We start from the raw sequence: 12,675 nt of genomic DNA, 5'->3' as shown, positions 1-12,675 counted from the left end.
ATGGCGCAACAATGGATATTGGTGACCGGCGGCAGCCGCGGTATTGGTCGGGCGCTGGTCACCGGCCTGGCGCAAAGCCGGAACGTGGTCTTTACCGGCCGCGATGAGGCTGCGATTAACGCCACCCGGGCGGCGAGCGAAAATTCCGCCCACCGGGTACAGGGATACGTCTGCGACGGCAACGACGCGTCGCGGGTTGAACAGCTTGCGCAGGCGCTACTGGCCGAGCGGGGGGCGCCGGAAGCGATTATTCACAATGCCGGGATAGCTCGCGATGGCCTGCATATTCATCAGGACGCCGCGCTCTGGCGCGAAGTGTTGGACACCAATGTGATCTCGATGATGAACTGGAACCGGGTGCTGCTGCCGGCGATGCTCACGCAGCGGCGGGGCTCCATTGTGATGATGTCGTCGGTCAGCGCGTTAAAGGGCAACGTGGGGCAGACGGCGTACGCCGCGAGTAAAGCGGCGATGAGCGGTATTGCGCGCTCGCTGGCGCTGGAGGTCGGGCGCTTCGGCATTCGGGTCAACTGCCTGGCGCCGGGCCTGATCCGTACGGAGATGCTGGAGGAGATACCCGCGCAAAAATTGAAAGAGATGCGCCAGTCGATACCGCTACGCCGATTGGGCGAAACGGATGATGTGCTGCAGGCGGTGGCGTTTTTAATCGGTGAGGGGAGCCAGTATATGACCGGGCAAACCCTGGTTCTGGACGGCGGATTGAGCGCCTGAGTCTGTGATTAGGCCGGGTTAGCCTCTAAACGGAATGCGTGAGTTGCGCAATGCGATTCATTAACGCCTGTATTTCGCCAGCGGTTGCACGATAGACCTGGATAATCTGTGGGGAATATTGGGCAATCAGGGATAACATAAACGGGGGAATTTCCTCTCCCGGGTTATTTTTTATTAACTGCGCCAGCGACTTCTCTTCCGCTTTCGGTCCATTTAGCGCATGGACCACCCGTCGGCTTACCGCGATAAGCACGGCTTCTGGCTTAAGGATTTCCTCGTGTAATTGAAGCGGCGCGGGTCCATTTTGCATGGCCATCCACTCAGAAATATCATCAATACCTTCAATAGGATAAAGCGTGTGCCGGGCGTTGTCTGACGCACCAACGCGTTTTGACGGCGGGCGATGATCCAGACAGGAAATATTATGCAGTAACCCACCAATTTCTACTTTCAGCGCTTGCGTCGCGCTCATTTCTATTTTTGTCGCCAGATAACCGGCAATGTGCCCCACGGCGGCGGAGTGCCAGGGCGTCTGCCGACTGAATTGATCGATAATAAAAGAGACCAGTTCGGCAATATCGCGGAGGTTGTGTAAAGAGAGGGTGTCGTTATGGACGCCGGAGATCGCGTTAATGTAATCGCGATAATCGGTGGATGCCATGACAGACCAGAAATGGCCATCGGCGGAGAGCGTTCTGAAGGCCTGAATATACTCCTGTTTATAAAGAATATTAGCTCCGGCAGCAACGATGTCGACCAGCTTGTTGCTTAAAAAGGCGCTATGATCGGTACGGTGCTCGCAATAAAGTACATCCAGCCGGTCAGCGAAGAAGAGCAGATGGCTCTCTTCGGGCACCCGCTCACCTTCAATATAATGCCCCAGACCGTTGCGCCAGCGGGTGTGATGATAGCGAACGATTCTGTTGAGCGGGCGAAACAGCGGAATTCGGCTAAGCAACTCGCTGCCGATTAGCGCGTGATTATTATGTTCATTATCGATGTAGTTGAGCGGCTCAAGGCGCGACTTTTCATTTAATCCGCCGACATCATGAATAAGCGCGGCGAGAATAGTTTTACGCCGCTGGGCCGCAGAAAAATTGACTAAATTTGCCAGATGCGATGCGATAAACGCCGTTCTGACATGGTGCAGATTTAGCCGTGGGTTAATCATATCAATGATATTAGCGATGCTGGCTAACGTCGGTAGTAAATGTATCGTCATGATATCTTTATAATTAAAATTAATGAGATAAATCTCAATCAATGATTGTTTTTTTGACGCTGGCAACCATATTGTGGGAACGTTTGGTTACCGAATAAAATAGTATCATCATTAACGCGATTGATATAGATGATTCTATCATTAGTTTGGTCGCTAAAGAGGTTTTTTTGCGCGATGTTCTCAGGCGTATTATCACCGCTGTGGCGAGTGATTTGCGCATCGGAAATATAAAAAAGATGATCGGCAGTAGTGGTTTTTTTTAAATTGAGGACGATGGTGCGCGAGACAATGTATTTATCGCCATTACTGGTAAGTAATCCCTCAAGGTTGATTAAAAGACGATGATTCGAAAGTTCAGCGGAAAGCAAGCCCTGCGAGCGGAGAATATTCTCATTTATTTCCTCTGTAAGATCGTATTGTGATTTACAGGAGAAAGCGTCATGGCTGTTGAAACAAATGTACAGGATGGAAGCTAATGCCAGCGTTAGCGTACAGGCCAGCGCGATAAAAGCGTATTTACGCATTTTTTATTTCCTTATAGTAATGACTGTGGCACTGCTGGTACTTTATATCGCATTTGAGTATGAATATATCCATATAAATACCTAAGTCCTGTTCCTGATTTAATTGTCGGTTGAAAAGATAAATTTTCTTGGGTGTAGAACAATCGAGCCCCGAGGGGAACAGCTTTTTATTTCTGAGTATTTCCCCCGCGCGTAGCGCTCCTGCGCCATAAAAAATACATTTATCCTGAGTGAAAACCGCTGTAGGGGACTGTTTTTGATGGGTAAAAAACTGTAAAAGCAGCATCAAAGCTATCACCAACGGGATAAATAAAATGGCGACTTTGCGGTGTTGCCACAGCAGATTACGCCTGGGAAGTTCAGGGGCCAGCGTCGGGAGAGTGAAAGAGGAGGAATAATCATTGTCGCTGGTGATAATGACTTCCTCAGAAATTTTAAAGCCAATTCGCGGTACCGTAATAATCACATTTTTCTCAACGCCCAGATCCGCAAGGCTGCGACGCAGCGTTGAGATGTATTGATTCAGGTTGCTATTAGAAGGTCTGGCGCCATATTTTTCAAATACCGACTGAAAAATGTCAACGCGAGAAATAATGTCCCCACGGTATTGTAACAGATTGGTCAGGAGGCGAGTGGAAGTAGCAGAGAGTTCAATACAATCACCGGTCAACAGATTGACCAGTGATGCTTCCTCAGTATCAAATGTAATAAATCCCTCTATATCGAACCGCATTTTTATCTCCGCACGGAATTAAAAATTCACTCTTTATATCAGAGTTTTTATCATAAAAAAAAGTGAATTTCAGATAAATGTACTGTTTAAGTTGAAATTTAAAGCTAATGTTGCCGTTTTCGTAGGGGCAATTCATACTGCCGTGTACTTAATGACAGAAGGAGCTGACTCATGAAGATTTCATTTTCACCCTGTACCCCGCATTCACATCAAAATTCTGTAGCTGCAGTTGAAAGTTTACGAGTATTGATGAGTTCAATGGGCATCAATAAATTCTCCGGGGTAATTGTACCAGAGCAGGAGTATATTCTTTATGTATTGAAAGAACATGAACCTGAAGGGTTACTTACTCGTGAATTAGCCGACAGGTGCGAAATGTCAATTTATAAAGTCAGACATTTACTTCTGCCGTTGGAGAAGTATGGTCAGGTGATTAGAATAAAAGTTAATAAGCATCATAAATGGTATTTTTATAATAAAAATATGGACTAAAAGTCATACTAACAAGAGGTTAGGGTGTTTGCAATAAATATAAACCTCTTAGGTGTTTTTTTGATTTTTTTATCTTTTTGACAGTTAATATCTCGCAATTAATAGAGAATATTCTTAATAGTAAAAATTCACGCTTCTTAAGAAAAAGGCATTTCGTCTACCCATTGATCGATAAGCAATTGCCGATAATGACAGATAATTCTTATGAGAGATTTTTAATCGATAGTCGACGGCCCGGAATGACCGTTTTGTTGTGTGAATGATGTTTTTGTTTCTAAAGTGTTAAGTCGACGATATGACTATCTGCTGCAATGACGTTGGCGCGCGGAGACATTTCGTGCTTCTGCACAGCTCTCTTTTTTGCTATATGAATGCGTGTCGGTGGTTAAAAATAAAATAATGTGATCCACTTCAATAATATACATCATGAGATAATATCTTTCTCAAATTTATATTGCTGCACAATGCCTGTGGTCGTCATTAACATGGTGGCCACGGATGTCCAGTATGTTGGACGAATCTCATGGCTAAAGTGCGATGCGTTAATTAACTGAGTCAGCGTGCCGGGCAATTAGGGTGTTATTTGATATGAATTAATAAAATGGCTGCGCCAGTCACGTTACTGTAGGGCTAAATATTATGGTTATCAAACACTCGAATTGAGGAAGCACAAATGGCTTACAGAATGATTTTAAACGAAACCTCTTATTTTGGCCCAGGTTCGATTCGCTGTATCGTTGATGAAGTTAAAAAACGCGGCTTCAAAAAAGCGCTGGTGGTCACGGATAAGGATCTGATTCGTTTTAACGTCGCAACAAAAGTTTTTGCTATTCTCGACGAAGCCGGGCTGCCTTACAGCATTTTTGATGAAGTGGTTCCGAACCCCACGATTGAGGTTGTGCAGCAGGGCGTAGAGACGTTTAAACAGTCGGGCGCAGACTACCTGATCGCTATCGGCGGCGGCTCACCGCAGGATACCTGTAAGGCGATAGGCATCATCATTAATAACCCGGAGTTCGCCGACGTCCGCAGTCTTGAAGGCGGGGCGGAGACGAAAAACGCCGCCGTGCCGATGATTGCGATCCCAACCACCGCCGGTACGGCAGCCGAAGTCACCATCAACTACGTGATTACCGACGTACAGAATCGGCGCAAATTTGTTTGCTACGACCCGCACGATATCCCGGTAGTGGCGATCATCGATGCCGACATGATGAGCAGTATGCCGGCCAGCCTGAAGGCGGCGACCGGCGTCGACGCGCTAACCCATGCGATTGAAGGCTACATCACCAAAGGCGCATGGGAACTCACCGACATGCTGCATCTGAAGGCTATTGAGGTGATTGGCCGCTCGCTGCGCGCTTCCGTTCAGGGCGAGGCGCAGGGCGCGGAAGGGATGGCGCTGGGGCAGTATATTGCCGGAATGGGCTTCTCAAACGTTGGTCTGGGGCTGGTCCACGGTATGGCCCACCCGCTGGGCGCGTTCTACGGTACGCCGCACGGCGTGGCTAACGCGGTGCTGCTGCCGCATATCATGGCCTACAACGCCGAATATACTGGCGAAAAATATCGCGACATCGCGGTGGCCCTCGGCAACAAGCAGGCGTCAACCCTGCCGATTGCCGAAGCGCGACAGGCAGCCATTGAGGCGGTGGCGCAGCTGAATCGCGACGTCAATATCCCGGTGCGCCTGCGCGATGTCGGTATGAAAGAAGAGGATATTGATGCCCTTGCGGCGGCGGCTCTGGCGGACGTGTGCACCGGCGGCAACCCGCGTGACACCAGTCTGGAAGAGATTAAAGCGCTGTATCGGCAGATCTTCTAATTTGGCAATCGCAGCGAAGCCGGTAGACATACCGGCTTCGCTGTTCAGAAAGGAACGTTTTCACAGGGCGGGGCGTTAGCCGCCGCCCTGCATAATTATTTCATCAGTTCACGGCGCCAGATAGACCTGCGGAACGGCCGCATCGGGATGTTCCCCCATGCTAACCTCCGCGCCGTACCAGCGGCGGATAATCGGCTGCTGGATCACCTCCTGCGGCGTGCCCTCGGCTACCAGCTTCCCCTGATGCAGCAGCAGAATCCGGTCGGCCCACAGCGCCGCGAGGTTCAGGTCGTGCAGCACTATGCAGACGTGCAGCCGGCTGCTGCGGGTCAGGCGTTTGAGCAGGCGCAGCAGGTGCTGCTGGTAATAGAGATCCAGCGCCGAAGTGGGCTCATCGAGAAACAGCCAGCCCTCGGGGGCGCCATCGCGCCACAGCTGCGCCAGACAGCGGGCCAGCTGCACCCGCTGCTGTTCGCCGCCGGAGAGGGAAGGGTAGCGTCTCCCGGCCAGATGATCGCAGCCGGTCTCTTCCATCACCCGGCTGATCATCTCCTCATTTGCTACGCCGCCCCACGGCGAACGGCCCATGGCGATAACCGTCTCAACCGGCCAGTCGGCGTGAAGCTGGGTGCGCTGCAGCATCACCGCCCGGCGGCGGGAAAGCGTTTCTGCCGACCAGCTCTCCAGCGGACGGCCTTCCACCACCCGTTCGCCACCGTCGGGCGTTAAATAACCGGTCAACAGGCGCAGCAGGGTTGATTTACCGGCGCCGTTGGGGCCAATCAATGCCGTCATTCCACCGCCGCAGAGCTGGAGCGAAACATCATGAATAATCTGCCGGTTACCCAGACGCAGCGACAGCGAACGCGCGCTATAGCGGTTATCCATGGGTCCCTTTCTCCCGACGAAAAATCAGCCACAGAAACCACGGCGCGCCGAGTGCGCTGGTCAATAGCCCGACCGGCATCTCGGCGGGGGCGGCAACGGTACGCGCCAGCGTGTCGGCCAGCAGCAGTAACATCGCGCCGCACAGCAGCGAACCGGGGACCAGGCCGCGATGGTCCGGCCCCAGCCACATCCGCATCAAATGCGGCACGACCAGACCGATAAAGCCGATAATGCCGCTGATAGCCACCGCCGACGCTACCAGCAATGCGCTGCACAGCAGCAGTAGCCGCTGCAGGGCGCGAACGTTGACGCCGAGGTAGTGCGCTTCTTCATCGCCCAGCTGCAGCAGGTTAAGCCGTGAAGCCATCGCCCAAACCACGAGGGAGGCCGGGATCATCAGCGTGGCCGCCACCAGCAGCGTCGACCATTCCGCCTGCCCGAGGCTGCCCATCCCCCAAAGCGAAAGCTGGCGCAGCTGGGTATCGTTGCTGATCCACGCCAGCACCCCGACCAGCGCGCCGCACAGGGCGTTAATGGCGATGCCGACCAGCAGCAGGCGCGAAAGCGAGGCGTCTCCCGCCCGGCTGAGGATAAAAATCACCACCATCACCGCCATGCTGCCGATAAACGCCGCCAGCATCGGGGCGTACAGCGCCACGAGCAGCGGCACCGACAGAGGCAGCACCAGCCAGCAGGCGACCGCCAGCGCCGCGCCGCCGCTGATCCCTAACAGCCCCGGATCGGCGAGGGGGTTGCGAAACAGCCCCTGCATCACGCAGCCGGAGAGCGCCAGCGCGGCGCCGACCAGCAGCGCCAGCAGCACTCGCGGCAAACGAATGGTCAGCCAGATGTTTCTCAGGATCTCATCGCCTGAGGGCAGCAGGCTGGCCAACGGCAGACGCATGGCGCCCAGGGTGGTGGCGAACAGCGTCAGGACAATCAGCAGCAGCGTCATTAACCACAGACGACGGGCAGGGTGGGAGCGCATCAGGGCAGCAGCTCCGCTTTTTGCCGCAGCGCGAGCACCGCCTGCGGGGTGCGCGGACCAAAGCCGAGCAGGGCCATATCATCTATCACCAGTACCTGCTTATGGCGTCCCGCAGGCGTCTGCGCCAGCCCCGGCAGCTTCCAGAGCCCGGCTTCGCCGCCCATGCCTTTCAGCCCATCGGCGGAGATCACCACCAGGTCCGGCGTACTGGCGATAACGCCCTCCTGCGACATGCTGCGATAATGGTCGAAGCTCTGCATGGCATTTTGCAGCCCGGCCGCCCTGATTGCGCCATCCGCCGCGGTTTGTTTCCCGGCCACCATGGTATTCATGCCGCCGTGGCTGAGAATAAACAGCACCCGCTTGTTCACGGGCTGCGACGGAATTTGCGCGATCTGCTGATGAACCTTCTGGCGCAGGGCGTTACCTTCGCTCTGCTTACCAAGGGCGTCGGCAATCACGCCAATTTTTGCCTCGATTGCCGGCAGGTCGTAGCCGCCCGGGACGTTGATCACCTTAACCTTATTCTCTTCAACCTTTTTCAGCACCAGCGAGGGCTGCGCCTGGGCGCTGGCCAGCACCAGCGTCGGCCGCAGGGAGAGGATCCCCTCGGCGTTCAGCTGGCGGATATAGCCCACATCCGGCAGGCTCTGCGCGGCGGCAGGCCAGGTGCTGGTGCTGTCTTTTGCCACCAGCTGCCGCTGGGCGTCGAGGGCGTAAACCACCTCCGTGACGTCGCCGCCGAGCGACACAATCCGCTCGGCGGCGGCGCTGGCCAACAGCGGAAACGCCGCAAGTAATATCAGCCAGCGCTTCATGCGAGTAGCCCTTCGGTGGTCAAACGATCGACCTGCGCACGCCACTGCGCCTGCTCCGGGTGGCCTTCGCTGCGTTGACCGAACAGCTGTGCGATCTGCGTGCCGTCTTTGGCGAACAGCTCGACGCTGGTGACGTGGCCGTCAGAGGTCGGTTTGCGGGTCACCCAGATCTCATCCACGCTCTCCTCGCGCAGATGCAGGGTAAACGCGGTGTTGAAGATATTCAGCCAGCCGCGCATCGGGGCGACCTTCTCCAGCGCGCCGGTGAAGATCTGCACGCAGCCGCGGTTGCCGACAAAAATCATGATCTCGTTGCCATCCTGGCGGATCGTTTCCAGCAGGCCCGGCAGCGTCTGGGTGTCAATCCGGCAGGCGAGGTCGTCGCTGACCAGGCGGAAAGCCTGCTGGCGCGACAGGCTATATTTTCTCAGCAGGCCGAAGAACTGGTGAACGTCGGTCATGGCCCGCCATTCATTTTCCAGCGCCGCCGCGTCGGCGGAGTCGGCATATTTCAGCGGTTCGGCCGGGCGAATCGCCAGCGGGGCAGGCGATTGCTGCGTATGCCCGGCAATCAGCGCATCCCAGGCCGCCATGTCGGTATTGCCGGTGGTGTAAACCTTGAGCAGCGCGTCGCCGTGCGGATCGAAGAACTGGATGCTCTGGCGGCCGTTGTCGTTCAGGCGAAAAGCGCTGGCCCACTGGCTGAGAAACAGGCGCAGATCGAGGGCGCGCGGATTGAGCACCAGCCCGGCGTGGCCGCTCAGATGCTGATGGGTAAATTCGCCGACCTGCTCATGCACCGCGTATTCGTTGCGGCAGATGCATTTGGTTTCCCCCACGGTTTCCAGCGCCGTCAGAATGGCGCGGGCGTCGTCCTGCAGACGTACGGCATCGTAGCCCAGGCGGGCTTCGGTCAGCTCGGCTTCGCTAATCCCCATTTCGGCGGCGATATCGCGGGCGTATTTCGCGGAAGATTGCGCTTTCGTGGTCAGATAGCGCTGCCACATCGGGGTATGTTGCGGTTGGGTGTTTTGCATAATTCACATCCTTCTCTACGATGAGTTTCCCCGGCGCGCGGCCGGGGAGCAGGTTTCTTATTATTGGCCGGTCAGAAATCGACGTTCACGCCCAGCTGCCAGGTGCGGCCAGGCATCACCGCCAGCGCTCTGTCGTTGGCGTCCTGGTTCGTCGCCGTTTCGATATTGCGGCTGCTCAGATAATCCCAGTATTTACGATCGGTAATGTTGTATACGCCGCCGTTGACGCGCACGTTCTTCGCGACCTGCCAGTACGCGGTCCAGTCCAGCATGCCGTAGCCCGGAACGCGCATATATTCGCTGGTCGAATCGGTAATCGCGGAGCCGGAGTTGGTATAGCTTTCGCGGTTGGTGGCGGTGGCGCGCTTGCCCTTAACAAAGGTGGCGGTCAGCGCGGTGCCGTACACTTTTGCCGGATCGTCCCACGCCACGCCGACGATGGCCTTCATTGGCGCGACGCTATCGAGGTCGACGTACTTATCGCCGCTGTAGCTGGATTTCGATTGCCCTTCACTATAGCCGTAAGCGAGGGTGGCGCTCAGGCCGTTAACCTCTTCAAACCAGGTGCCAAAGTTGAATTTAGCGCTGATTTCGCCGCCGTAGATGTACGCTTTATCGCGGTTTTCCGCCTGGTAAATGGTGTAGATGTTCGACGGTACGTTAGTGAACTGCGTCGGATTATTGGCGCGGGTGTAGCGGGTATAGGCGATAAAGTTCTTATAGGTGTTGTAGAACAGCGCGGTGCGCATGGTGATGCCTTCCGCCACTTCGCCCTTCATCCCCCACTCAACGTTATCGCTGGTTTCGGTTTTCAGATCGGTGTTGCCGATCAGCGCATACTGGGCGCGTCCGGCGTAGCTGGAGCCGAGGTTCCACGAACCGTACAGCTGGCTGGCGTTCGGGAACTGTGCGCCGCGTTGATACTGTAGATAAGTCATCAGGCGCGGGGTGATATCGTACTGCAACACCAGCGACGGTAGCGCCTGGGTATCAGCGTTCTTACCGTACAGATTTGACACGTCGGAACCGGTCAGCACGCTGCTGTTGTTGGCCAGATCGGAGACGTTTTCCGGTTTGGTCGACTGATGCATCACGCGAATGCCCGGGATAACCGCAAAGTTATGGCCGTCGAGGTCGAAGTTAATTTTGTCCTGCAGGAAGCCGGCGACGATATAGCCGCGGCTGTCGGCGTCCGGCTGCATAATCTGGCTAAAGGCGCTCGGAGTTGGCGACTGGGTTAACGGCCGCTGGGTTTTCGTCGTGCTGGCGTTAAAACCGGCGCTCAGATCGTGGCGGCCTATCGATTTCGCCAGCGCGCTCTGAATCCCCCAGGTGTCGGTATCGTAGTCGGAGCTCACCGTTTGCATCGCGCGGGTGACGCTGTCCGGCATATAGGTCCAGTCATGGGCCTCGGTATGCTGGTAGTAGACTTTGGTCGATACGCTGTCGATATAGTCGTTCATCGGCGTCCAGTCGTCTTTCAGGCTCAGGCCCCAGCGGCGGGTCTGGCTGGTCTGGTTTGACGTACCGATAACGCTGTTGCCGCTGGAGTCCCAGGCGTCGTAATGCGTGTGGTTCGTTTTATGGTAATAATCGAAGGTGCTGGTGAACTTATGTTCGTCATTCGGCTGCCAGATCCCGGAGGCCATAAAGGCGTCCGAGTGCCAGTTTGCCGGATAGGAATCAACGGTCCCGCTGTTATTTTCCGTCTCCTGGCCGTCGCGACGGCTGTAGACGAAGATCCCGCGCAGGGTCTCGTCGCCGCCGGCGACCGTGACGCCGTTGTGCCAGCTGCGATCGGACGAGTCGTAGCCGCTGCGGTAGCCGAAGGCGCTGGTTTTGCCCGGATGCAGATAGTCATCCGCGGATTTCGGGCGGAAAGAGACGTTGCCGCCGATGGCGCTATTGGCGGTTTCCGTTGATGTCGCCCCGGACTGAATATCGATGCTGCCGTACATATAGGGGTCAATATAGTCGCGGCCCATACCGAAGGTATTGAGGCCTGCGCGGCTGGCGTAGCTGCGTCCGGTGGCGTTCGGCTGGGCGATGCCGTCGACGTCGATCCCGACGCGGTTGCTCTCCATGCCGCGTATGTTGTAGCCGGTATAGCCGCCGCGGTCGAAGCCGCTTTTGCCGTTGCCGGAACCGCCGCTGGCGCCGGTGGCGCTAATGAGCGGCTCGTAGCGCATGATCGAGCCAAAGTCGTTGGCCCCTTTATCCTGCAGCTCCTGAGCGCCGATCGAATGTTCGCTGCCCGCTTTCAGCAACGGCGCCGGCGCGGTAACGGTCATCCGTTCCGAGCTGTCATCAGTCGATGCGCTGCTGGTGGTTTTCGCGGTGGTATCAGCCGCCCCGGCGGAAGTCTGATAAATTGCTGTAAGCAAAGAAGTCACCAGCAGGCTTTTCTTGAACCATGCTGTTGATTGAGTGGAGTTATACATAGTAGCCACGCCTTAATCATTATTAGTATTGGCTCACGCGTTACTTCCAGAGTGCAGGTGTGTCCGGTTATTCCGTTACTGGACGTTTTTTCTCCATGCTTATTGATTGCGAATGGTAATGATAGGTATTATCGTTTGCAACAAAATAATCATGTTATCTTCAATTAATCTGCAAGTTGTTTACAATTTGCCCTTTTACCGACAGCGAGAAGCCGATGAGCCATAAAGCCGCGATTACCATCACCTACTGTTCGCAGTGCAACTGGATGCTGCGCGCCAGCTGGATGGCACAGGAACTGCTGCACAGCTTTAGCACCGATATCGCTTCGGTCACGCTGGTTCCGGGAACCGGCGGGATCTTCGTGGTGGCCGTTGATGATGTACAAATCTGGGAGCGCAAGCAGGATGGCGGTTTTCCCGACGCGGCGGAGCTCAAGCGCCGGGTGCGCGATGTGTGCTTCCCGGAAAAACCGCTGGGGCACGTGGATAAACCGGCATAATCCTCAGGGAGTATGGGGCTGCATCGCCCTCTCTGAATGTGTATTATGAATGCATCTTTATCGGGGGGAACAGGCGATGGCGGGCAAACGTATTGCGCGGGAAAAAAAGACCATTAGCAGCATGATTGCGCTCTACCAGCGCCGCTGCCCGGATGCCCGCGACGACGCTGAACACTATCAGGCGCTCAACGGCTATGCCGACAAGCGGCTGGATAAGTGCGTATTTGGCGAAGAAAAGCCCGCCTGCAAGCAGTGCCCGGTGCACTGCTATCAGCCCGCGAAACGCGAAGAGATGAAGCAGATTATGCGCTGGGCGGGGCCGCGGATGCTCTGGCGGCACCCGATCCTGACGATTCGCCACCTGATCGATGACAAACGCCCGGTGCCGGAGTTACCGGAAAAGTATCGGCCCAAAAAGCCGCAATAAACTCCCCGGCTCGCGCTGCGCTTAGCCGGGCTACAATTCGTGCGGTCT

13 protein-coding genes are annotated in these 12,675 nt (G+C 55.5%); 5 read left to right on the top strand and 8 right to left on the bottom strand.

The genetic code is table 11. The annotated features are described in order from the left end of the window. Positions 1-732 carry an SDR family NAD(P)-dependent oxidoreductase gene (locus ABLU88_RS18095; protein ID WP_348837453.1) on the top strand — a complete coding sequence of 244 codons (732 nt, stop codon included), beginning with the start codon at positions 1-3 and terminating at the stop codon, positions 730-732. 25 nt (positions 733-757) lie between these two features. Here the strand turns inward: ABLU88_RS18095 and ABLU88_RS18090 are convergent, their stop codons facing one another. Genes ABLU88_RS18090 through ABLU88_RS18080 form a run of 3 tightly spaced genes read right to left on the bottom strand, consistent with a single transcriptional unit; the run spans position 758 to position 3,211 of the window. After that, a complete protein-coding gene (locus ABLU88_RS18090) occupies positions 758-1,954 on the bottom strand; it encodes an HD domain-containing protein (RefSeq protein ID WP_348837450.1) in 1,197 nt (398 codons plus the stop codon). 38 nt (positions 1,955-1,992) lie between these two features. Then, positions 1,993-2,478 (bottom strand): hypothetical protein, encoded by a 486-nt coding sequence (locus tag ABLU88_RS18085; protein WP_348837447.1) that lies wholly within the window; start codon positions 2,476-2,478, stop codon positions 1,993-1,995. Next, positions 2,471-3,211, bottom strand: a complete 741-nt coding sequence (locus ABLU88_RS18080) for a winged helix-turn-helix domain-containing protein (protein WP_348837444.1) — start codon at positions 3,209-3,211, stop codon at positions 2,471-2,473. The genes ABLU88_RS18085 and ABLU88_RS18080 overlap by 8 nt, the downstream gene beginning before the upstream one ends. 171 nt (positions 3,212-3,382) lie before the next feature. Between ABLU88_RS18080 and ABLU88_RS18075 the strand changes: the two genes are divergently transcribed. Both ABLU88_RS18075 and fucO read left to right on the top strand, forming a co-directional pair. After that, on the top strand, positions 3,383-3,703 hold the full coding sequence (locus ABLU88_RS18075; protein WP_348837441.1) for a FaeA/PapI family transcriptional regulator: 321 nt from the start codon (positions 3,383-3,385) through the stop codon (positions 3,701-3,703). Positions 3,704-4,376: 673 nt separating this feature from the next. Beyond that, a complete protein-coding gene (gene fucO / locus ABLU88_RS18070; RefSeq protein ID WP_348837438.1) occupies positions 4,377-5,528 on the top strand; it encodes a lactaldehyde reductase in 1,152 nt (383 codons plus the stop codon). Positions 5,529-5,636: 108 nt separating this feature from the next. Here the strand turns inward: fucO and ABLU88_RS18065 are convergent, their stop codons facing one another. From ABLU88_RS18065 to ABLU88_RS18045, 5 genes are all read right to left on the bottom strand, one after another. Continuing rightward, on the bottom strand, positions 5,637-6,416 hold the full coding sequence (locus ABLU88_RS18065) for a heme ABC transporter ATP-binding protein (protein ID WP_348837435.1): 780 nt from the start codon (positions 6,414-6,416) through the stop codon (positions 5,637-5,639). Then, complete coding sequence (locus tag ABLU88_RS18060) at positions 6,409-7,404, bottom strand: iron ABC transporter permease (RefSeq protein WP_348837432.1); 996 nt, start codon at positions 7,402-7,404, stop codon at positions 6,409-6,411. Before ABLU88_RS18060 ends, ABLU88_RS18065 begins: the two co-directional genes overlap by 8 nt. Further along, a complete protein-coding gene (locus ABLU88_RS18055) occupies positions 7,404-8,222 on the bottom strand; it encodes a hemin ABC transporter substrate-binding protein (RefSeq protein ID WP_222582235.1) in 819 nt (272 codons plus the stop codon). The genes ABLU88_RS18060 and ABLU88_RS18055 overlap by 1 nt, the downstream gene beginning before the upstream one ends. After that, positions 8,219-9,259 (bottom strand): ChuX/HutX family heme-like substrate-binding protein, encoded by a 1,041-nt coding sequence (locus ABLU88_RS18050; protein WP_348837428.1) that lies wholly within the window; start codon positions 9,257-9,259, stop codon positions 8,219-8,221. The genes ABLU88_RS18055 and ABLU88_RS18050 overlap by 4 nt, the downstream gene beginning before the upstream one ends. A gap of 71 nt (positions 9,260-9,330) precedes the next feature. After that, positions 9,331-11,700, bottom strand: a complete 2,370-nt coding sequence (locus tag ABLU88_RS18045; protein ID WP_348837425.1) for a TonB-dependent receptor — start codon at positions 11,698-11,700, stop codon at positions 9,331-9,333. 215 nt (positions 11,701-11,915) lie between these two features. Between ABLU88_RS18045 and ABLU88_RS18040 the strand changes: the two genes are divergently transcribed. Together ABLU88_RS18040 and ABLU88_RS18035 are read left to right on the top strand one after the other, a co-directional pair. Beyond that, positions 11,916-12,200 carry a SelT/SelW/SelH family protein gene (locus tag ABLU88_RS18040; RefSeq protein ID WP_004853555.1) on the top strand — a complete coding sequence of 95 codons (285 nt, stop codon included), beginning with the start codon at positions 11,916-11,918 and terminating at the stop codon, positions 12,198-12,200. A 76-nt stretch (positions 12,201-12,276) separates the two neighbouring features. Then, positions 12,277-12,627: a nitrous oxide-stimulated promoter family protein gene (locus ABLU88_RS18035; RefSeq protein ID WP_014226548.1), complete on the top strand. Its 351-nt coding sequence runs from the start codon at positions 12,277-12,279 to the stop codon at positions 12,625-12,627. Positions 12,628-12,675: the final 48 nt, after the last annotated feature.

Source organism: Klebsiella sp. GW_Kp182 (genome assembly GCF_040062275.1).
GTDB lineage: Bacteria > Pseudomonadota > Gammaproteobacteria > Enterobacterales > Enterobacteriaceae > Klebsiella > Klebsiella michiganensis.
The sequence above is the reverse complement of the archived record's forward strand: the minus strand, read 5'-3'. Positions and strand labels throughout refer to the sequence as shown.